Source organism: Brevibacillus composti (assembly GCF_016406105.1).
Lineage (GTDB): Bacteria > Bacillota > Bacilli > Brevibacillales > Brevibacillaceae > Brevibacillus > Brevibacillus composti.
Map to the genome: position 1 here is coordinate 1,257,151 of NZ_CP066308.1, position 19,708 is coordinate 1,276,858.

22 protein-coding genes are annotated in these 19,708 nt (G+C 56.0%); 12 read left to right on the plus strand and 10 right to left on the minus strand.

Going from position 1 to position 19,708, the window contains the following annotated elements:
- The first annotated feature begins 524 nt into the window (after nt 1-524).
- From JD108_RS06445 to JD108_RS06455, 3 genes are all read left to right on the plus strand, one after another.
- Complete coding sequence (locus tag JD108_RS06445; RefSeq protein ID WP_198829065.1) at nt 525-1,727, plus strand: aminotransferase-like domain-containing protein; 1,203 nt, start codon at nt 525-527, stop codon at nt 1,725-1,727.
- Nucleotides 1,728-1,929: 202 nt separating this feature from the next.
- Nucleotides 1,930-2,211 carry a DUF2325 domain-containing protein gene (locus tag JD108_RS06450; RefSeq protein ID WP_198829066.1) on the plus strand — a complete coding sequence of 94 codons (282 nt, stop codon included), beginning with the start codon at nt 1,930-1,932 and terminating at the stop codon, nt 2,209-2,211.
- A 66-nt stretch (nt 2,212-2,277) separates the two neighbouring features.
- Nucleotides 2,278-2,424, plus strand: coding sequence for a hypothetical protein (locus tag JD108_RS06455; protein WP_198829067.1), 147 nt, complete (start codon nt 2,278-2,280; stop codon nt 2,422-2,424).
- Nucleotides 2,425-2,452: 28 nt separating this feature from the next.
- On the opposite strand, the gene JD108_RS22555 is transcribed toward JD108_RS06455, so the two are convergent.
- The 3 genes from JD108_RS22555 to JD108_RS06470 form a co-directional block, all read right to left on the minus strand.
- Nucleotides 2,453-2,911 (minus strand): S1C family serine protease, encoded by a 459-nt coding sequence (locus JD108_RS22555; protein WP_323958404.1) that lies wholly within the window; start codon nt 2,909-2,911, stop codon nt 2,453-2,455.
- Nucleotides 2,912-2,936: 25 nt separating this feature from the next.
- Complete coding sequence (locus JD108_RS06465) at nt 2,937-4,406, minus strand: recombinase family protein (RefSeq protein ID WP_198829068.1); 1,470 nt, start codon at nt 4,404-4,406, stop codon at nt 2,937-2,939.
- A 227-nt stretch (nt 4,407-4,633) separates the two neighbouring features.
- Nucleotides 4,634-4,954 carry a winged helix-turn-helix transcriptional regulator gene (locus tag JD108_RS06470; RefSeq protein WP_198829069.1) on the minus strand — a complete coding sequence of 107 codons (321 nt, stop codon included), beginning with the start codon at nt 4,952-4,954 and terminating at the stop codon, nt 4,634-4,636.
- Nucleotides 4,955-5,193: 239 nt separating this feature from the next.
- Between JD108_RS06470 and JD108_RS06475 the strand changes: the two genes are divergently transcribed.
- Nucleotides 5,194-6,300 (plus strand): YheC/YheD family endospore coat-associated protein, encoded by a 1,107-nt coding sequence (locus JD108_RS06475; RefSeq protein ID WP_198829070.1) that lies wholly within the window; start codon nt 5,194-5,196, stop codon nt 6,298-6,300.
- Nucleotides 6,301-6,317: 17 nt separating this feature from the next.
- On the opposite strand, the gene JD108_RS06480 is transcribed toward JD108_RS06475, so the two are convergent.
- Entirely contained in the window at nt 6,318-6,863 is a 546-nt protein-coding gene (locus tag JD108_RS06480; protein WP_228728331.1) for a S1C family serine protease, read from the minus strand.
- A 263-nt stretch (nt 6,864-7,126) separates the two neighbouring features.
- Between JD108_RS06480 and JD108_RS06485 the strand changes: the two genes are divergently transcribed.
- Nucleotides 7,127-7,669 (plus strand): PadR family transcriptional regulator, encoded by a 543-nt coding sequence (locus tag JD108_RS06485; RefSeq protein ID WP_198829071.1) that lies wholly within the window; start codon nt 7,127-7,129, stop codon nt 7,667-7,669.
- A 129-nt stretch (nt 7,670-7,798) separates the two neighbouring features.
- On the opposite strand, the gene JD108_RS06490 is transcribed toward JD108_RS06485, so the two are convergent.
- Nucleotides 7,799-8,911, minus strand: coding sequence for an aminopeptidase (locus JD108_RS06490; protein ID WP_198829072.1), 1,113 nt, complete (start codon nt 8,909-8,911; stop codon nt 7,799-7,801).
- Nucleotides 8,912-9,078: 167 nt separating this feature from the next.
- Complete coding sequence (locus tag JD108_RS06495) at nt 9,079-9,174, minus strand: YjcZ family sporulation protein (protein ID WP_024982869.1); 96 nt, start codon at nt 9,172-9,174, stop codon at nt 9,079-9,081.
- A gap of 172 nt (nt 9,175-9,346) precedes the next feature.
- On the opposite strand from JD108_RS06495, the gene JD108_RS06500 reads away from it, so the two are divergent.
- The 3 genes from JD108_RS06500 to ytxJ all read left to right on the plus strand — a co-directional run bounded on the left by JD108_RS06500 (nt 9,347) and on the right by ytxJ (nt 10,706).
- Entirely contained in the window at nt 9,347-9,583 is a 237-nt protein-coding gene (locus JD108_RS06500) for a hypothetical protein (RefSeq protein WP_198829073.1), read from the plus strand.
- A gap of 292 nt (nt 9,584-9,875) precedes the next feature.
- Nucleotides 9,876-10,274, plus strand: a complete 399-nt coding sequence (locus JD108_RS06505; protein ID WP_198829074.1) for a hypothetical protein — start codon at nt 9,876-9,878, stop codon at nt 10,272-10,274.
- 105 nt (nt 10,275-10,379) lie between these two features.
- Complete coding sequence (gene ytxJ, locus JD108_RS06510) at nt 10,380-10,706, plus strand: bacillithiol system redox-active protein YtxJ (protein ID WP_198829075.1); 327 nt, start codon at nt 10,380-10,382, stop codon at nt 10,704-10,706.
- Nucleotides 10,707-10,798: 92 nt separating this feature from the next.
- Here ytxJ and JD108_RS06515 read toward each other — a convergent pair whose 3' ends face one another.
- Nucleotides 10,799-12,979 carry a cell division protein FtsA gene (locus tag JD108_RS06515; protein ID WP_198829076.1) on the minus strand — a complete coding sequence of 727 codons (2,181 nt, stop codon included), beginning with the start codon at nt 12,977-12,979 and terminating at the stop codon, nt 10,799-10,801.
- A gap of 263 nt (nt 12,980-13,242) precedes the next feature.
- Between JD108_RS06515 and JD108_RS06520 the strand changes: the two genes are divergently transcribed.
- The 4 genes from JD108_RS06520 (at nt 13,243) to JD108_RS06535 (ending at nt 17,035) form a co-directional block, all read left to right on the plus strand.
- Entirely contained in the window at nt 13,243-14,334 is a 1,092-nt protein-coding gene (locus JD108_RS06520) for a bifunctional 3-deoxy-7-phosphoheptulonate synthase/chorismate mutase (RefSeq protein WP_198829077.1), read from the plus strand.
- 289 nt (nt 14,335-14,623) lie between these two features.
- Nucleotides 14,624-14,932 (plus strand): metal-sensitive transcriptional regulator, encoded by a 309-nt coding sequence (locus tag JD108_RS06525; protein ID WP_198829078.1) that lies wholly within the window; start codon nt 14,624-14,626, stop codon nt 14,930-14,932.
- Nucleotides 14,933-15,046: 114 nt separating this feature from the next.
- Nucleotides 15,047-16,066, plus strand: a complete 1,020-nt coding sequence (gene ccpA, locus JD108_RS06530; protein ID WP_198829079.1) for a catabolite control protein A — start codon at nt 15,047-15,049, stop codon at nt 16,064-16,066.
- A 39-nt stretch (nt 16,067-16,105) separates the two neighbouring features.
- On the plus strand, nt 16,106-17,035 hold the full coding sequence (locus JD108_RS06535; RefSeq protein ID WP_198829080.1) for a 5'-methylthioadenosine/adenosylhomocysteine nucleosidase: 930 nt from the start codon (nt 16,106-16,108) through the stop codon (nt 17,033-17,035).
- Between the two features lie 116 nt (nt 17,036-17,151).
- On the opposite strand, the gene JD108_RS06540 is transcribed toward JD108_RS06535, so the two are convergent.
- The 3 genes from JD108_RS06540 to JD108_RS06550 form a co-directional block, all read right to left on the minus strand.
- Entirely contained in the window at nt 17,152-18,303 is a 1,152-nt protein-coding gene (locus tag JD108_RS06540) for an acetoin utilization protein AcuC (protein WP_198829081.1), read from the minus strand.
- A complete protein-coding gene (locus JD108_RS06545) occupies nt 18,300-18,944 on the minus strand; it encodes a CBS and ACT domain-containing protein (protein ID WP_198829082.1) in 645 nt (214 codons plus the stop codon). The genes JD108_RS06540 and JD108_RS06545 overlap by 4 nt, the downstream gene beginning before the upstream one ends.
- A gap of 86 nt (nt 18,945-19,030) precedes the next feature.
- Nucleotides 19,031-19,663 (minus strand): N-acetyltransferase, encoded by a 633-nt coding sequence (locus JD108_RS06550; RefSeq protein WP_198829083.1) that lies wholly within the window; start codon nt 19,661-19,663, stop codon nt 19,031-19,033.
- Nucleotides 19,664-19,708 lie beyond the last annotated feature (45 nt).

Here is a 19,708-nt window from a genome sequence, read left to right on the forward strand (position 1 = left end):
TCGCATCACAGGGAAACATGCTTCTTCATGTGTCCGTTCACAAAAGACATGTGGGTGTAAAGCTACGTAGTAAATAGGGATGCGCTGAAAAAGGAGGTATTTGAAGAAGCATGTTCCCATGCGTAGCGACTTTGCGGAGCCCATCTGAGCGCAGCAGCGGCCCTCGGGAAAAAGGGTCGCAACGTGGGATGACCTCGTTAGCGTTGCTCCTTTTGCGCACCCCCCGGGGGACGCTGTGGAGTGGACAGTGAATCATCCCAGCAGGGCGGAGAACGGAGCCTAGCATGGGAACAGGCTTCTTCTCATAATAGCCACGTGACTTGTTAATGCAAGACATAAGCAACTTGACGTTCCTATTGTTCCCGCACTTTTCCCGAGCAGTGGCAATTACACCACTGGAGCTTCTTCGACCGAACCCTCGCTCGACATAGTCAAAACCTATTCCGTCGATAGCTTTGTGAGATTGGACTTATCCACGGGGCAGTGATAAAACAGGAATAAGCAAAATCAAGGGGGAACATGACATGGAGTATTCCTTTTCACAATCAACCAATGCGCTCACCTCTTCGGCGGTGCGTGAAATCTTGAAATTAACCCAGGGCAACCAGGTGCTGTCGCTCGCGGGAGGCCTCCCTGCAGAAGACTCTTTTCCGATCGAAGAGATGCGCGAGGCATTCAACCGGGCGCTTGATCTGGGACCAAAATCACTTCAATACGGTTTGACGGATGGATATATCCCGCTCCGGGAATGGGTCGCGTCGCGGATGAAGCAAAAGCATATGAATGTTGGCGTAGAAAACATGCTGATCACTACCGGCTCCCAGCAGGCCGTCGACTTGCTCTGTCGCGTCTACCTGGACGAAGGCGACGTCGTGCTGGTAGAAAATCCAACTTATCTTGCTGCTGTGCAACTCTTCCAGTTCCGCGGCATACGCGCTATTCCGGTGGATGGAGACGCAGAGGGCATGGACATGGATGACCTTGCCAGAAAAATCGCACAATTTCGCCCGAAAATGGTCTACGTCATCCCGACATTTGCCAACCCGACCGGCAAGGTATGGAGCGCGGAGCGCCGCCTGGGCCTGCTCCGCCAATGCCGCGAGCACAATATTTTGATTCTGGAAGACGATCCCTATGGAGAAATCCAGTTCGACGGAGAGGCTCCGTATCGCAGCATCTTCTCCCTGGATGAACACCCGCAGGGTTCGGCTGTCGTTTACACCAGTACCTTTTCCAAGATCGTCGCCCCCGGTTTGCGGACGGGATGGGCGATTGGGGACAGCCGCGTCATCCAGATGATGGTCAAGGCAAAACAGGCGATCGACCTGCAGTCCAGCACGATCGACCAGATTGCCCTGCATCAATTGCTGGATCGCTTTGATCTGGAAGCCCATATCGGAAAAATCCGCTGTTCCTATCAGGAGCGGATGGAGTGGATGCATGAGCTCTTGACCCGCGAGGCATGGACCGGGATGAAATGGTCCAAACCGAGAGGCGGCATGTTCCTCTGGGTGGAACTCCCCGAGCATATTCATTCGGAGAAACTGCTCGCCCAGGCTGTCAAAGAAGGAGTAGCGTTTGTGCCGGGTGTGCCGTTTTACGCGGCTCAGGCGCAGACCAATACCATGCGGCTCAACTACACGCTGCTGGATCGGGAGAATACCGAGCTGGCCGTCAGCCGTTTGGGAAAAGCTTTTGCCGCCTACAGCCAGGTCGTGGCGGGATAGCGATCATCTATATACCGGGAAGCACAAAGGGTGCACCGCGCAATCATCACCGCGCGCTGCACCCTTCTTTTTTTATTAGGTGAAGAGTATTGTCAAACCCAATTGGGAATGATAATATTTATCAATAATAGTGATATTCATTATCAATTAAACAAAAACAAAGTCTTGCACATAAAAAAAGATCAGTTAGGAGGAGCATGTGATGTCATCCATTCTCGTGATTGGCGGAGACCGCCTCGGAAATATCGTGGACTTTTTGCAGGGGCAAGGTTTTACCGACATCCACCATGTCACAGGGCGGAAGAATTCCCAGACCGGCGTCAAGATTCCTACCGGCACCCACATGATTTTGGTGCTGACGGATTTCGTCAATCATAATTTGGCCAAGACGGTAAAGAGCCAGGCCAAGGACAGGGAACTGCCGATATTGTTCTGCAAGCGTTCCTGCTCTGCGATCGCCAAAGCGCTGGTGCAGGGGGCGTAAGGTAAATACATAGCCTTCGTCGTGGTTACACTACCACTGTAAGCACATCAAACGGAGGAATGACAGGTGAAATACAACCGTCTCGATGAACTGCCGATCGCCAATCTGACCGAGCAGCAGCTGCAGCAGCTGCAGGCGGCGGAAAAAGAATTGCTCAAGGAAGGCTCAGATGTTTATCTGATCGCATTTGAAAAGCCGGCCCCGTCCAAGTGACAGGGCCTTTTTGCTGTGCGGTGAGCGGCTAAAAAATAAACTGGTCCAGATGCTGCTTCAGCGCGTCGATCCCGATGGCAAACCCGAGGCATTGGCTGGATTGAATGATAAAGGCATTGAGCCCGACCACTTCTCCGTTCAGATTGATTAACGGGCCGCCGCTGTTGCCTGGGTTGATCGCGGCATCCGTTTGAAAAATCTCGTCGTAGACGCGTTTGGCCACCTGCAAGCGGCGGTTTTTGGCGCTGATAATCCCGGCTGTGACGGAGTTTTCCAACCCAAGCGGGGAACCGTCTGTTTCGATAGCGGCAAACAAAGGCGGGGTATCGACGGGGCGAGAGGCATCTCCTGCACCGGGCGGGCATTTGCACCGGCCAGGCACTGTACCATCGGGCACTGTGCCAGCCAGGGACGCACCAGCCTGACACTTTACCGTCCAGGCACTGTACCACCAGGCACTGTACCACCAGGCACTGTACCCAGGCACCGCTTAACCGGGCTCTTCTCAGCGGCTACCGGTACTCCACCAGGCGGAGCAGGGCAGGGCGGCCTTGGTGCGGTGCCGCGGGCGGACCTGCTTCGGCCTCCAGCCTCTGCAGTAAGAGCTGGATCAGCTGCTTGCGCTCCTCGCGCGTCGCCTGCTCCCAGATCCACGCCCAATCCAGCTTCCGTTTTTCCCCTTTTGCCTCCATCGCGATTTTCTCCATCAAGGCTGCGGGGCTGCATTCCTCGTCCGACCGCTCCATTTCCTCCCTGGCCAGCTCCCGCTGTCTGGCCTGCAATTCCTCCAGCGAAATCACCCCGGCTTCATAAGCCTGCATCCAGCGCCGTCGTTTTTGCGCGAGCTGCTCTGGCGATCCGGCAGCCCGATGCACGGGGGAAGCGGGCCGCTTTCTCTGCAGGGTGTGCCGCATGGCGGACCAGAGCTCTTCCTGGAAGGAGGAGAGTCGATCCAGCAGCTCCGCCTCCAGCCGGTCTTCCCGCAGCGCGGGCGCCTGGCACGCGCCTTCTTTCCGGTTTTTGCACAGATAGTAGACGTGGCGGTAGCGTTTGCCGCTGTTTTTGCGGATCACTGCTGTCTTTCCCCGCATCTCCCCTTGGCAGCGGGCACAGTAGAGCAGGCCGGAGAAGAGAAAAGGGGAGGCCAGTGCCCGCGGATGCTTTTGCTGTCGATGCAGCAGCCGCTCTTCGGCACGTCGAAACGTCTCCCGGTCGATGATGGCCGGGTGGGAGCCCTCGATTAGAATCCATTCATCCGGTTTGTTCTGACGCTGACCCGCTTCCGCATAGTTCCAGCGAAGCGTCCCGCAATAGACGGGGTTGCGCAGCAGGCGGCTTACGGCACTGCCGCTCCACTTGCCGCCGTGCTTTCCCCGATAGCCCTCCCGGTTGGCCCGCTCAGCGATCTGTCCGGGTGTGCTGCCGGCTACATATTGCTGATACATCCGCTGGACGACCGTCGCCTCCTCCGGATGGGGGACGAGCTGCCCTTGCTTGAGTGTGTAGCCGTAGGGGGGAGGGCCGCCCGGCCGCTTTCGCTCGCGGGCCATCTGCTCCATTCCCAGCTTGACGCGTTCGCCGAGATTTTCCCGCTCCCACTGGGCCAGTGCCGCTACCAGCGTGATGAACAACCGGCCGATGGCGGTCGTCGTATCGTATACCTCCGTGCAGCTCTTAAAGCGGACGTTCGATTCCTCGAATACCTGCAAGAGCTGATACAAATCGAGGACGGACCGGGTTAGCCGATCCAGCCTGTAGACCAGCACGATATCGATTTTTCCAGCCCTCACATCCGCGAGCAGGCGCCTGAGCTCCGCTCGATGGATATCCTTGGCGCTGACCCCCTCATCCGTGTAGACGCCGGCCAGCGCCCAGCCCTGAGACTGAATGTAGGCGAGCAGCCGCTCCTTTTGCGCGGCGATGGAGAAACCCTCGGCAGCCTGTTCCTCGGTGCTCACCCGCAAATAGATCGCTGTCCTCATCGCATCCCCTCCCGAAGCGCGGCATGCTAGAGTGTACAGACAAAGGGGCTCGCGTATGCCTGACCTACCTAAACTTTTTCCGCGAAAACACGGGGATCGCGGCCAGGCCCTGTCGGGATCGCACCGCAAGCGCCGGCGAGGGAAATCCCCTCGACAGGACAAAAAAAGCCTGCGGCGTCATAGAGTTCAGACGCAGCAGGCGAGACGGGCGAGGGCAGCAGCAGGATTTACATCCACTTTTGCCCCCAAGTATGAATGGACTCGATCACAGGACGCAGCTCTTCCCCTTTTTCGGTGAGCTGGTACTCGATGCGGACGGGAATCTCCGGGTATACCTTCCGTTCCAGAATCCCCTGTTCTTCCAGTTCCTTTAGTCGCTCCGAGAGCATTTTATCACTCATCTGTGGAACCATTTCCCGGATGTCCTTAAACCTTACAGCTCCACGCAGCAGCACGTTGATAATCAGGCCGGTCCATCTCTTGCCGAGAATGTTGATGGCCCCTTCGTATTTCGGACAGGTTTGCTCGTTTTCAAATGCTTGACCCACGATGGTGTCACCTCTGAGGTACTTCTACTATGTCTTTATTGTAGCATATCCACTTGAATAAGGTAAGTAACGCGCGTTTGCAGCGGTACCTATTGTTTTTTCCAACCCCGCGCAGATTATGCGTACACCTGGGGCATCCGCCCCGGCAGGTAGGCGCTTGCCCGATTCCCGCCTGTGCGTTTCCCCCGATTCTTTTCTGTCATAGACTATCCCAGATGAGAGACGGAGGAAGGGATTGCATGGCAACCAAACCGATACTGGGCATTCTTACCTGGCGGGAAGGAAAGCGTTTCGAAGAGCCGGGCTATTTGCGCCGCTTAGTGCTGGCCGGCAGGCAGATGGGTGCGGAGACTTTTCTCTTTTCCCACCAGGATGTTTTTTTGTCGCAGAAAAAGATAAGAGGGTTTGTGCCCGCCAAAGGCGGCGGCTGGGAAAGCCGAATGTTTCCCTGGCCCGAATTGGTGATTGACCGCTATCGAAAAAGGGTAAAGGAATATATGCGGCTCCGTCACAGCGGCCTGTTTTCTTTTGCGAACAGCCCGTTCAGCAAAAAGTGGCGCGTGACGGAGTTCTTGTCCAAGCACGATCGGGTAAAGCGGTGGGTACCGGAGACGCGGCTGTATGCCAGAGGGAGCGTCAAAGCGATGCTGAGCCGCTACCCTATCGTTTACGTAAAACCGGGCAACGGAACAGGAGGGCGGAGCATCGTCAAGATCGCCGCGCAGGGGAAGCAGTATCTCGTGCAGGGGCGGGATCGGCGGCTGCTTCAGAAAAAGGCGAGCTTCAGCAGCGCGGAGGCAGTCGAGCGCTGGATTCAGCGATGGGTGCGGGAACAGCGGATCCGGGACGGAAATTTTCTCGTCCAGCAGGGTCTCGATCTCGCTCTCGTCCCGAACCGCGTGGCCGATGTGCGCCTCCTGATTCAAAAAAACGGAGCGGGCGAATGGGACGTGACCGGCTGCGGCGTGCGCCTCGGCCCCGTCGGCAGTTCGATCTCCAATCTGCACGGAGGCGGCGAAGCGATCTCCTTCTCCCGTTTTGTCGCCAAGCGGTTCGGTGCGGAGCGAACCAGACAGATACAGCAGGAATGCAGCCAGATGGCCCATGAAGTTGCCGCCGTACTGGAGGAGAAGTTTGGCCGGATGATGGAATTCGGGCTGGATGTGGGAGTGGATGTCCAGGGCCGGGTATGGCTGATCGAAGTGAATCCCAAGCCGGGGCGGGAGATCTTCCGCCAGATGGGGGATCGGGAGACGTATGCGGAGGCGATCGCCCGGCCGGTCTCTTTTGCGCTCCACGTGATCTCCACGGAAGGGAGGCAGAGAGCCCGCCATACGGGTACCTAAAAACAGGACCGCCTCCATCACAAGGTCGCCTCCATCGCTGCTCGCTGCGAGCGAGGGCAGGCGGGATGGCGGGGGCGGATACGGTTTGCCGCTATAGCAACAGGCGGGGAACCAATGCTGATGACCCATTCGCCGACTTTCGTGTCCGAGGAGGTGCCCAGCGGCAATGGGTACAGCTTGCAATCTGCATCAATCTTGATCACCGCATAATCACGCACGCGATCTGCCAGTACCCGTTTCGCTTCGAAGACGCGCCCGTTGTATAATTTGACGAGGATGGTGCGCGATTTTCCGATGACGTGTTCACTGGTCAGGATATATCCTTTGGGATGAAAGAGAAAGCCGGAACCGTAACTTCGCTCGGATGCCAAAGACTGTTGATCGGAAACAAGGCTGCGGATCAGGTCTTCTACATTATGGGACGGATGGGTATCTTCCGTAACAATGGAAACAACGCCATCCCTGACACGCTCGATGATCGGGACGAAGAAGTTGAAGGGGTGCAGACTGCTGCTCACAGGGTATTTGACTCTGGCGTAGCTGTTCCATTTTTTACTTTTCACGTTTCTCTCCCCCTACAGCAGATAGGTATGTATCATCTTATGGCAAGGGCAGAGGGAAGGAACGCCCAAAATATAAGCCGTGGGATATATCAATATTTTTAATTGATATAATAAAGAAATAGCATTGGTATAATGATAATGAAAAGTTTATAATTACACTAGTAAAGAATATTTCGAACATATAAGCAGTTTCGCAAAATATGCATGTTGACGATACTGCGCCAAAAATAGGGGAATGCTTAGGTATTGGAGGATGTAGAGAGATGGATGTAAAAACAATCATACTTGGCTTTTTGAATTATGGAGAGATGAGCGGCTACGACATCAAGCAGGCGTTCACCAACTGTATCGGGTTTTTCTATGACGCCAGCTTCGGCGCGATCTACCCGGCCCTCCGCAAGCTGGAGGAAGAGGGCTTTGTCACCAAGCAGGAGATCATCCAGTCTGGCAAGCCGAACAAGATTTTGTACAGCATTACGGAAGCGGGGAAAGAATGCTTCCAATCGGAGATGCAGTCTCCGATCCTGCCGCCCGTGCTTCGCTCTGACATGCTGGTCAAGATCTTTTTCAGCGAAGGGCGCACGCAAAAAGAGAAGGAAGAGCTCTTCGAAAACTGTCTGGAGACGCAGCGCAGCATGCTCAAGCAGAGCCGCGAGTCGTTTGCAAAGCTGCAGGAAACCTTTGATGATTACCAAAAATTTTGCTGGGAATACACCATCCACCATCTGGAGTCGACCATCGACTTTCTGGAAAAGAGGATGCCTGCTCTCTTGACGAGCAAAAAGGAGCACGCCTTTTCGGTGTAGGATGAGCAATCCATAAAAGAACAAAAAGCGGAGGGCCCTGTGCAGCCCCCGCTTTTTGTTGTTCGCGGCGAAAACTCCGCCAAAAGACGGGCCAAAAGACGGGAGAAGCCCCGTTTTTCCCTTGCCGGCTTACTTCAGATTTTCCGGATTGAGGCTCTCCAGCTCGGGAACCACAAAGCGGCCGTCTTTGCGAATCAGGCGGTCATCGAACCAGATTTCGCCGCCGCCCCATTCCGGGCGCTGGATGTTGACCAGATCCCAGTGGACGGAGGACTTGTTGCCGTTGAACGCTTCGTCATAAGCCTGGCCGGGCGTGAAGTGGAAGCTGCCGTCAATTTTTTCGTCGAACAGGATATCCTTCATCGGATTCTGGATGTACGGGTTGACGCCGATGGCGAATTCGCCGATATAGCGGGCTCCTTCGTCGGTGTCAAAGATCTCGTTGATTTTCTTCGTATCGTTGGCTGTCGCTTCCACGATCTTGCCGTCTTTGAAGGTCAGCTTGATGTTGTCGTATGTAAAGCCTTGGTACGGGGACGGCGTATTGTACGTGATCACTCCATTGACCGAGTCGCGGACAGGGGCGGTAAACACTTCGCCGTCCGGGATGTTGTTCTGGCCCGAGCATTTGATCGCGGGAATGCCCTTGATGGAGAAAGTGAGATCTGTACCGGGACCGGTGATCCGCACTTTATCCGTCTTTTCCATCAGCTCGACGAGGTTGACCATCGCCTTGTCCATCTTGCTGTAGTCCAGCGTGCATACCTTGAAGTAGAAATCCTCGAAGGCCGCTGTGCTCATATTGGCCAATTGAGCCATGGAAGCATTGGGGTAGCGGAGGATGACCCATTTCGTCTCCGGCACGCGGACATCCAGCACGGGGCGGGTCAGCAGCTTGGAATACAGCTGCATCTTGTCGCCGGGGACGTCTGCGTATTCATTGATGTTGTCGCCGCCGCGGATGCCGATGTACGCGTCCATCTTCTTCATGAAGGAAACGTCCGCATCGCGCATGACCTCCAGCTGAGCTTCGTTGGTTCCGAGCAAAAGCTCGCGCTGAATCGTCGGATCGATCAGCTGCACATATGGATGGCCGCCCGCTTTGTACACTTCCCTGATGACGGCGCGGGTCAGTTCGGATACGTTCCCGATGGTGTAGATGAGAACGTTTTCACCTTTTTCGATGCGTGTCGAGTAGTTGACCAGCACGTCCGCCAGTTGTTCAATACGTGGATCTGTCATAGGTTGGTTTTCCCTTCCTTTCGCATGCGTCTCATTCGTTATTGTACACATAGCAAACAGAAAAAAGCTACCCACGCCCAGGGTAGCTTGCGTATGAAACGCGCTTATGCAGGATCCGGTCTTCATGTATATGCAATCATGCGCGCATTTTTGACCAAACTCGATGATTAATTGTCACAAGAGCAGCCGACAATTACCAACAGGATGAAGAGAATCAACACGAGTGTGAAATCGTCGAGGTTTCCGTTAAAGATGCTACTCATTACAACATCCTCCTTTGTTTGTTAAGCGTTAGTGCTTACATCCATAACATATGGGTTTTCGCACAAGGCCGTAACGGGCAAACGCCTATTTTTGCGAAGTATATTATTCTGAAAACATGGAAAAGCTAGAGGATACGAAAGCACTACGCGAAACGAAAGGATGGCATTTGTCATGCGCAAAGCCTTGTCCAGCATGGGCCACTATTACTTGGAACCCGTCATGATCAACGTAGGAGAAGACTTCAAGTCAATCGTCTGGAAAGCGCAATACGATATGGATTTCAGCACGGAATGTCTGTTTTGCTTCTCCGAACGAATTACCGGCTACCGGGTGGAGGACGAAGCAGGCCGCTCCGGGAAGGTGGCGGTTTGTCCGCATTGTGAAAAAGTAAACGCGATTTACGCCTGATTTCTGTCAGACACCTTTTTCCTCTCCCGGGGAAAAAGGGATGGACAAAAATCGACCGAGCCGGGGCCCGCTTTGCCGCTAGCTGACCGGAAAAAGGCTGCGGCAGCAGGGATTGGCCGCATGCAGGGGAGATCCTCGCGCACCGATGAGACGGAAACGATGTCCGGAAAAGGCATCGTTTTTTCTTGTGTCTGCCACTCTATCCACCAAGTACCACCGCGGTTTTAGCAGGATTGAACCCTGAAAAATCGAATAGGTAGGGGACATACATACGCAGGATAGAGGTGAAGGCATGCACAAGAAATGCAGCCGCTGCGGAAAGGATACAGAAATCGTGCTGCGCAATGTGGTTTACCGGAAAAGGGTGAAAATAACCAATGTTCCGGTCCAGGTGTGCCAGGATGACGGCTGTTCCCATTTGCAGGTGATTGATGTGGTTAAAGAGGATCTCAAAGACCTCATGGAGAATCTCGGCCACAACCCGCAGCGGCAGAGTATTGAATTTGAGCAAGTATCGGAGCTGTCACATATGCTCCTTTTGATCGCCAGGCAGGAGGAGGATGCCACGGTTCGGGAAGCCCTGGAAGAGAGGGTAAATGAACTGTTGGACCTGTTTCTCCTGGCCCAGTCGCTGGGGGATCAGGACTGGATGAAAGAGCTGCGGCAGAGACTGACCAAAATCATGATCTAAGCAGCGAAACCGGCGGAGTGCCCTGCACCCCAAACATGGACTTCCGCTTATCTTTTCCGTATACTAGTGCCACATCGTCGTATTTGGAGAGGAGCTGCAAAGCTGATGTCAGTGGATCAACTTCATTCCTTGGAGGAGCTGGACCGTTTCGTAGCGGAGCCGGGCAAACGCTTGCTGTTTAAGCACAGCACGATCTGCCCGATCAGTACCACCGCTCATGAGGAATTCTTGTCATTCTTGGGAGAGCAGGAGGTTCCGGCGGCGGTCATCCTGGTTCGCGAGGATCGCCCGGTGTCCAATGCCGTAGCCGAACGCTTCGAGATCAAGCACGAGTCCCCGCAGATTTTTCTGCTGGAGGATGGCCAGGTAAAATGGCATACGTCGCACTGGAAAATTACCAAGGCGGCCATTGCCGAAGCCGTCCAGGGGTAAGACAAAAGAAAAACGGGTTGGCATCGAGGCCAGCCCGTTTTTTTTTATGGATGTTATATTTCTGTGGCCGGTGCATTATTCCGAGTGCTGCGTTATTCCCAGTACAGTTCCAGCTTGTCCCCCGCATGCAGCTCGGTATGGAAGGAAGCGGGCTCGCCATTGACCAGCATGACCAACCGGGTGATGCCCTCTGTCTCCGGCCGCTCCAGCGAGACATCCACATAGCGGAACACATCGCTGAAGACGGGAGCCGTCGGAGGCGAGGCTTTTACGGTGATGACCGCCTCATTTTCCACCTGCTCATCCTGGTCGGCCGGGCGGCCATTCATGGTAATGCTCAGCGCAGAGAGGGTGATCGTCACCGGCTGACCGTTGAAGCGGACCGAGATCGATTCCTGCACCCACTCCTCGGGAGGAATCACGTCCCGGATCGCAGGGGCGTGGTAGGGCTCCTCACGGTACACCAGTCTGTCTCCCGGACGGATAAAATCGCTGAGCGCCGCGTCTTTGCCGCCTATCTGGATGATCTTCATCCGGGCTGGCAGGACGGTTTCGCGGCCGTTTACCACGAAGCGGAAGAACTCCTCGTCTCCCTCCGAAGCGCCGGCGTCGAGCATGCCTGCTTCCTGCAGGACTTCCTCGACGGTGCGCGGCAGCCGGATTACGACCTCGCTGCGGTCTTGCAGCGGCGCGTCCAGCGGATGGGGCATGCCGTTGACGAGCGCGATCGGTCCGAGCGAGACGGGCTCATCATTAACGGTCAGCTCCAGCGTATCCAGCTTGTCCATCAGGTCGATCACTTGGGCCTGTGCATCCTCGCCGTCTGCTCCGGCGAGAGCCACGATCCGGTCGCCTTCGCTGATCGGCGTATCCAGCCCGCACGCCTCTCCGTTTTTCTCGATGACCGGCGGGGTGCCGTGACCGCCGGGGATGATCCTCATGCGGCCGTTGACCGTCAGGGTGATCGCCATCCCCGGTCGTCCGTGCAGCCGGCGGATATCCAAGCCAGACGCGATCAGCGCATCGCCCACCGTCATCTTGCGCAGGTCGAAGATGCGGATCGCGGCATCATTTACGGTGACGGTGACGTATTTTACCGGATGGCGGCGGGCAGCCACGGCGATGCCCACCGGCGTGACGAAGGCCGGGCCGTCCAGCAGCGGATGCTCGCCGACGAATTGGCGGATGGCGTCCGCTCCTCTGACCGCTACCCGCGAGGCTGGCAGTCCCAGCGCTTCGGCGACGCGCTCGGTCAGCTTGGGCGTCAGGCTGCCGCCGCCGATCAGCATCACCGCTTGCGGCGGCTTGCCGTTCAGCTCCAGGATCTTCGCGGCGATCTTGCCGGCGAGATTGGTGATCTCCGGCAGGATCGCCTTGACGACTTCTTCACTGGAGAGGGTTTGCTCCAATCCCAGGATATCGGTGAAGGAGATCTTCTCGGCGTGGGTGAGCGCGCGCTTTACCTCTTCCGCCATCGGGAAGTCCAGCAAAAAGGCGTTCATCAAGGCATCGGTGATCTCGTCGCCCGCGACAGGGACCATGCCGTAAGCCGTGATCGCCCCCTCCTCGGTCAGCGCGACGTCAGACGTCCCCGCACCGATGTCGACGAGCGCGATATTCAGCCGGCGCATGGTGACTGGAATCAGCACGTTGATCGCGGCGATCGGCTCCAGCGTGAGGGCCTGCATATCCAGGCCGCAGCGATGGAGTGCGGCGAGCAGGGAGTCGACGACCATGCGCGGCAAAAAGGTAGCGATCACATCGACACTGGCGATCTCTCCGCGCTGGTCGATCAGATTGCCGATCAGCTCGCCGTCGAGGAAGTAATTGACCACGCTGTACCCTACGCAGTAGTAGCGGGTCACGTCTTGTTCATTCAGTTCCTGTGCCAGCTGCGCTTGGGCTTCCTGGACGGCGGAAAACTCCAGCGTCAGCACATCGTCTCGGGTCACGGCCGCGTGGCGGGAGAGCGGCAGGTCCATGCGCACGCGCTTTGTCCGAAGCGAACGTCCCGCGGCAGCGACGGCTACCTTTGTCAGCGGGCCGTGTTTTTCTTCCAGTTCTTCTTTTATCTTTCCAATGACTTTAGATACGGCCATCACATCGTGAATTTGACCGTCCAGCATCGAGCGCTCGCTGTGTTCGCGGATCGTGCAATCGATGACGCGAAACTGCTCTCCTGTGGGCTCGACGATCAAACCTACCACGCTGCGCGTCCCGATATCCAGAGCAAAAATCAGCTCTTCCGGGGCCGAATGTGGGTGCTCAGACAATGGGATGTCACTCCTCGTACCGGTGGTAATTCCGGGAAATCATGCTTCCTACTCATTCGACTCGAAGGCTGAAGAATCCTGTCGAAACAAGGAATCTTCTTCGCCCTCCAAGAAAATTTTGAAAATGTGAAAGAAACTTCACAATTTACTTTCGCGCTTTTTGGCGCTAAACTGCTGACAAGGGAGTTTCGATGAATTATAATAACCCTAATTTATTTGAATAGCCTACAAAAAAACAGAAGAGAAGAGGAGAGTGGAGACGAATGGCACATGATCCAGTCGAAACCATGCGTAAACAGATAGACGAGATCAATTTGGAGATTCTCGCCTTAATCAACAAGCGTGCTTCCCTTGTCCAGGAGCTGGGCAAAGAAAAGCTGAAACAGGGCATCAACCGATTTGATCCCGAGCGCGAGCGCGAAATGCTCAACCTGTTGGTCGAAAACAACAACGGTCCTTTCGAGGACAATACCATTCGTCATCTCTTCAAACAGATATTCCAAGCGTCGCTTGATCTGCAAAAGAGTGACAACAAAAAGGTACTCCTGGTCAGCCGGAAAAAGCAGCCGGAAGATACTGTACTTAGAGTGAAAGGCGTAGAATTTGGCGGAGGCGAACCGCTCCTGATCGCCGGCCCTTGCTCGGTGGAGAGCTACGAACAGGTTCGCGCGGTAGCGGAAAACCACGTCAAACGCGGACTTCGCGTCATTCGCGGCGGCGCCTACAAGCCGCGCACCTCGCCGTACGACTTCCAAGGTCTCGGAGAAGAAGGCCTGCAGATCCTGAAGCGCATCGGTGACGAATTCAACCTCGTGACCATCAGCGAGATCGTGACGCCTGCCGACCTGGAAAAAGCTACCCAATACATCGATGTGATCCAAATCGGTGCCCGCAACATGCAAAACTTCGAGCTGTTGAAAGCGGCTGGACGTCTGAACCACCCCATCCTGCTGAAGCGCGGTCTGTCCGCCACGATTGAAGAGTTCATCTACGCAGCCGAATACATTTTGTCCGAGGGCAATACACAGGTGATGCTGTGTGAGCGCGGAATCCGCACCTATGAAAAAGCGACGAGAAACACGCTGGACATCTCGGCAGTGCCGCTCTTGAAGCAGGAGACGCATCTCCCTGTATTCGTGGACGTGACCCACTCCACGGGACGCCGCGATCTGCTTCTGCCGACCGCGAAGGCCGGTCTGGCCGTCGGCGCAGACGGCATCATGCTCGAAGTGCATCCGGACCCGGATGTGGCGCTCTCCGATGCCAAACAGCAGGTAACCATCCCGCATTTCAACGAGATTGTGGATGAACTGCTCGCATCGGGTCTCTATAAGGAAGCAAAGGTTTTGGTGTAAGACGAAGATAACGAACACATAGAGCGGCTCTCCCCTACATCGGCGGGGAGGGCCTCTTTTTTCTAACCTGACTGAACCGGGCGGCGGGGTATCAATACCGCTTGGACACATGGCCGCAGCGAGAAGAAACATGCTCTCCTGGTACGGAGACTCGTTACATACAAGGACTTGACCGATCGCCCCTTCATCGTTATGATCGTGACGAAGAATCCCTGCCATTTGACGAAAAACGGCCTAAACAGTAAGCTAACCATAATAGGAGCATTTTTCGGAGAGAGGAGCATTATCCATGAGTGAGCAGGACCATTGCTGTTCGACGGATCGGTCTACCCCACGCGCAGATAAGATCAAGGCGAATATGATTGCCCGTTTGAATCGGGTCGAGGGGCAGGTGCGCGGTATTCGCGGAATGGTGGAAAAGGACGTCTACTGTGATGACATCCTGAACCAGATCGCCGCTGTTCAATCCGCGCTGAATGCAGTCGGCAAAATGCTTCTCGAAGGACACATGAAAAGCTGTGTCATGGAGCGGATTCAACAAGGGGACAACGAGGTTATTGACGAGCTGCTGAAGACGATGAACAAACTGATGAAATGACAGGGGAGAGTGTCCGGAAAACGATTGCAACCGGACACGCCTTGTCGTATCATAGGTGCATACATTTATGAAAATGCTATGAAAACCATAAAATAGGGAAAGCGAGGGTGTGTGATGCCGGTAACAATCTATGATGTGGCGAGAGAAGCAGGAGTCTCGATGGCAACCGTTTCCCGGGTGGTAAATGGGAATCCGAACGTAAAGCCGCTGACCAGGAAAAAGGTACTGAGCGCGATTGAGCGTCTCGGGTATCGGCCCAATGCAGTCGCCCGCGGTCTAGCCAGCAAAAAGACAACGACGGTCGGTGTCATCATTCCGGATGTTTCCAGTCTGTTTTTTTCTGAATTGGCCCGCGGCATTGAAGACATCGCGACGATGTATAAATACAACATCATTCTCTGCAACTCGGACCAACGCCTGGAGAAAGAGCTGCAGCTGATCAACACGCTTTTGGAAAAACAGGTGGACGGGCTTTTGTTCATGGGCGCGGAGATCAAGGAAGACCATCTGCAAGCGCTGAAATCCGCCTCTGTTCCGACGGTACTGGCGGCCACGAGGGATGCCGACAATACGCTGCCTTCGGTGACGATCGACCATTTCCAGGCGGCTTATGATGCGACCCGGGAATTGATCGATCACGGGCATAAGCGGATCGCGATGATCACCGGGCCGATGAACGACCCGCTTGGCGGTTTGATCCGCTACGAAGGGTACAAGCGTGCCCTGCAGGACGCCGGTCTGCCGCTGGATGAGGCCTTGGTTGCGCACGGCAACTTTTTCTACGAGTCTGGCCTCAAGGCGACGGCCCAGTTTCTCACACTGACGGAACGGCCTACAGCGGTCTTCGCGGCCAACGATGAGATGGCCATCGGGGCGATCCACGCGGCGCAGGATGCCGGGCTGCAGGTTCCCCGCGATCTGGAGGTCATCGGCCATGACAACATTCGCCTGGTAGAGATGGTACGTCCGCGGCTCACCTCGGTGGTGCAGCCGATGTACGATATCGGGGCGGTGGCCATGCGCCTCTTGACCAAATATATGAACAACGAACAGGTGGATGAGCATGTCGTGCTGCTTCCGCATCGGATCGAGCATCGGGAGAGCACGCGTCCGCGCGAAACGGCTGACAGCTAAGATCAGCGCTGCGGCTGCAGCAGCAGGAGGAGAACAGCGATGAAAATCGGAATCATCGGGGCAATGGATGAAGAAATTGCCCTGTATCGGGAAAAGATCACCGATGCGGTCACGGTGGAAAAATCTGGAATTACCTACTACCAAGGAAAATGGGAAGGAAAAGAGATCGTGCTGTGCAAGTCGGGGGTAGGGAAAGTGAATGCCGCCGTGACGACACAGCTGTTGATCGATCAGTTTCAAGTAGATCGCGTCATTTTTACCGGAGTCGCCGGTGCGGTCCATCCCGAGCTGAACATCGGAGATATCGTCGTGTCCACGGACTGCATCCAGCACGATATCGATGTGACGCCGCTTGGGTTTGCGCCCGGACAAATCCCGTTTTCGGAAAAGTCCAGTTGGGCAGCGGATGCGGCCCTGATCGAGCTGGCCGTCAAGGCGGGCCGGGAGCTGGATGCAGGGATTCAGGTGACGACCGGACGCATCCTGTCCGGCGACCAGTTCGTCGCGGATAAGGAAAAAGTGCAAAAGCTGTACGAACTGTTCAAGGCGCATTGCATCGAAATGGAAGGGGCGGCAGTCGGGCAGGTGTGCGACATGAACCAGACTCCCTTTGTCGTGGTTCGCTCCATGTCGGACAAGGCCGACGGCTCCGCCCACGTCAATTTCGCCGAGTTTACCCAGCTGGCGTCCGAACGATCCTTCCATATCGTCCAACAGATGCTGAGAGACATGACACCCGCTGTCATCGTCTACTCGACAAAGAACTGCATCGACTGCGATATGGTGAAGCAATGGCTGACCGCCAAAGGGATCGCTTTTGAAGTCCGCGATGTGATGACCAGCCGGGCCTACCAGGAAGAAGTGGAGCGCTTTGGCTTCATGGGCGTCCCGGTCACCGTGGTCAAGGACAAGGCGGTCAAAGGCTTCCAGCCGGCAGAACTGGAACAGCTGATCGCCGGGCTGGCCTAGAAGCGCCCGCTGCCCGAACTGTTTCTGCCGATCGATCCTTCATGTAAAAAAACCGGTCATTTTCGACCGGTTTTTTGTTTTTTCACTGCCTGCAGCCCGCCCTTCTTGCCTAGATGCTACTCGGCGATCGGGGCGTGCATCAGCGCGCGCTCCAGCGTGATGCGGTTTTTTTCCGTAATTTCAGACCGCCGCGGAATGGGGGGAAACGGCGGATCGAACAAAGTCGACGGCAGCTTCTCCTGGCTCAGCGGCTGCCAGCGGGACAGCCATTTCTCCGGCAGAGGACCGTCGCTCAGCGGCTGATCCCGCATTTCGCTCCACAGCAGCGTCCACGCACGGGGAACGACCCGCCAAATGTCATAGCCGCCGCCCCCGACAGCGATCCATCTCCCCTCGCAATACTGATGGGCCAGCTCATGGGCAAGCCTCGGGATCGCCTGGTAGATTTTCATCGAACAGGCCAGATGCGTCAGCGGATCGTAGGTGTGGGCGTCACATCCGTTTTGCGTCAGGATGACGTCGGGCTTGAAGCCGCGAATCAGCTTGGGGATCAGCTCCTGGTAGACAGCCAGGAACGAATCGTCCTCGGTAAACGCATCCAGCGGAATATTGACGGAGTAGCCGTAACCGCTTCCATCTCCGCGTTCCGTCAAGTTGCCCGTGCCCGGAAACAGGTATTTTCCCGTTTCGTGCATGGAGACAGTCAAGACGTGGGGATCGTCGTAAAAGGCCCACTGGACGCCGTCCCCGTGGTGAGCGTCCGTGTCGATGTAGAGCACCCGTGCATTCCAATGCTTGCGCAAATAGGCGATGGCGACGGAGCAGTCGTTGTAGATGCAAAAGCCGGAGGCGCGGCCGCGGAAAGCGTGATGCAGCCCGCCTGCGGGATTGAAGGCGTGGTCTGCCTCGCCGTTCATGACCGCATCCACCGCTTGCAACGTACCGCCGACGATGAGCGCAGCCGATTCATGCATACGGGGAAAGCAGGGGACGTCCTCCGTTCCCAGTCCGTAGCTGGCGGCAGCGGGGAGCTCTATGTCGCTATGGCCCTGTTCCCGCACGAAATCGATATAGCGCTGGTCGTGAACCAGGGCCAGCTCTTCGTCTGTCGCCATCCGCGGCGGCAGGATGTCGCTGTCCTGCAGCAGCCCGTAAGCGCTCATCAGATCATGCGTCAACAGCAGGCGGCGTTGATTGAAAGGATGTTCATCGTGAAAGTAATACCGGGTGTATTCCGGGGAGTAGACCAGACGAGCGTTCCGGCTCAAGGGTGCATTCCCCCTTCACCGGGTGTGCCAACGGTGAAGCCTCGGTCACGGAGCAATTGAAAAACAGGGCGGGGATCAATCGTCTGGACGCGAAAGACGAGATGCTTTTTCCCCGGCTGCGATCCCGGGAAGACGACGATGCTGGTGATGTTGATCTGGGCTTCGCGAAAGATCTGGCTGACTTCTGCCAGCATGCCGACGCGATCGTCCACTTCCACATCGATATGGGAGCTTGGCTTGTTGACCCCAAACAGTTCAATCAGGCTGTTGAACAGGTCGGATTCCGTAATGATGCCGACCAGCCGATTCCCTTCTACGACAGGGAGGGAGCCGACTTGATGCTCATAGATCTGCATCGCCGCATCTTCGATGAAATCCAGCGGATGGGCAGTGAGCACCTGACTCTTCATGATGGCGGAGACGGGCTTGTTCAAGACCGTCTGGTCATCGTCGCGGGGGAGCAAGGCCGAGGGCAGCGCCTCCCGCAGATCGCGGTCAGAGACGATGCCGACCAGCCGCTCCTGTTCGATGACCGGCAGATGCCGGATTCGGTTGCCCCTGAGCAATTGCAGGGCTTCACCGATCGTCGTCAAGGGAGATACCGTGACGACTCGCTTGCGCATGATGTTTTCGACTCGCATATAGGAAACCTCCCGATTCGTCAGAGGCAATGTTGACGAATGTAATATGATCCGTTCGTGATCGTCGTCGGGCCGAGACAGGGAAGTCAGAAGAGATAACGATTATGAAAGCGCATGGCGTCAAAAGCGGCGATAGACTCCGGCGGCACGCGCTTGCCGATCCGAGCCATCAGGCAGTTTGCCGGGTGAGAACAGATCTCCGGATCGTCGGTAGCCATCCAGACCATTCCCACGCTGCCCATGACTTTTTCCATCACTTTGCGGTATTGCCAGACATCCAGCCCGGTGCCTTTCAAATCCCAATGCCAGTAGTACTCCGTCGTAATCACGATGTAATCTTCCATCGCATCATCGCTGAAGGAGACCTCCAGAAGAGCTTTGGCAACGCCGCCTGCCCGTATCCGCTGACTCACTTCGATGGCGCCCAGCTCCAGCAAATCGGGCAGCTTCGCCTCCGACCAGCGCTCCATCGGATCGGGATAGAGAAAGGTGACGTACCCCAATACCAGATCCGCCTCGCGAGCGAGAACGATTCGCCCCTCGGGCAGGCTGGCGATCTCGACCAGCGCTTTCTGCTGCTCCTCGGGAATCCGGAACGCCTTCAAGCCTTCATCAAATCGCATCGCCGCCAGACGCTCGGCAGGAACAGGACCCTCCAGCAGCAGCTCGGTGCCGTTTACCGTCAGACGCTTGGAGCTGTATCTTTTGACGTGTTCCATACAGTCACCTCCCGTAGTAGGAAAACAGAGATGGCCCGTATGTAC

Excerpts from the sequence above, each read along its gene's own strand:
- JD108_RS06445 (WP_198829065.1), top strand. The coding sequence starts at position 525 with ATGGAGTATTCCTTTTCACAATCAACCAATGCGCTCACCTCTTCGGCG.
- JD108_RS06450 (WP_198829066.1), top strand. The coding sequence starts at position 1,930 with ATGTCATCCATTCTCGTGATTGGCGGAGACCGCCTCGGAAATATCGTG.
- JD108_RS06465 (WP_198829068.1), bottom strand. The coding sequence starts at position 4,406 with ATGAGGACAGCGATCTATTTGCGGGTGAGCACCGAGGAACAGGCTGCC.
- JD108_RS06475 (WP_198829070.1), top strand. The coding sequence starts at position 5,194 with ATGGCAACCAAACCGATACTGGGCATTCTTACCTGGCGGGAAGGAAAG.
- JD108_RS06485 (WP_198829071.1), top strand. The coding sequence starts at position 7,127 with ATGGATGTAAAAACAATCATACTTGGCTTTTTGAATTATGGAGAGATG.
- JD108_RS06490 (WP_198829072.1), bottom strand. The coding sequence starts at position 8,911 with ATGACAGATCCACGTATTGAACAACTGGCGGACGTGCTGGTCAACTAC.
- JD108_RS06495 (WP_024982869.1), bottom strand. The coding sequence starts at position 9,174 with ATGAGTAGCATCTTTAACGGAAACCTCGACGATTTCACACTCGTGTTG.
- JD108_RS06500 (WP_198829073.1), top strand. The coding sequence starts at position 9,347 with ATGCGCAAAGCCTTGTCCAGCATGGGCCACTATTACTTGGAACCCGTC.
- JD108_RS06505 (WP_198829074.1), top strand. The coding sequence starts at position 9,876 with ATGCACAAGAAATGCAGCCGCTGCGGAAAGGATACAGAAATCGTGCTG.
- ytxJ (WP_198829075.1), top strand. The coding sequence starts at position 10,380 with ATGTCAGTGGATCAACTTCATTCCTTGGAGGAGCTGGACCGTTTCGTA.
- JD108_RS06520 (WP_198829077.1), top strand. The coding sequence starts at position 13,243 with ATGGCACATGATCCAGTCGAAACCATGCGTAAACAGATAGACGAGATC.
- JD108_RS06525 (WP_198829078.1), top strand. The coding sequence starts at position 14,624 with ATGAGTGAGCAGGACCATTGCTGTTCGACGGATCGGTCTACCCCACGC.
- ccpA (WP_198829079.1), top strand. The coding sequence starts at position 15,047 with ATGCCGGTAACAATCTATGATGTGGCGAGAGAAGCAGGAGTCTCGATG.
- JD108_RS06535 (WP_198829080.1), top strand. The coding sequence starts at position 16,106 with ATGAAAATCGGAATCATCGGGGCAATGGATGAAGAAATTGCCCTGTAT.
- JD108_RS06545 (WP_198829082.1), bottom strand. The coding sequence starts at position 18,944 with ATGCGAGTCGAAAACATCATGCGCAAGCGAGTCGTCACGGTATCTCCC.
- JD108_RS06550 (WP_198829083.1), bottom strand. The coding sequence starts at position 19,663 with ATGGAACACGTCAAAAGATACAGCTCCAAGCGTCTGACGGTAAACGGC.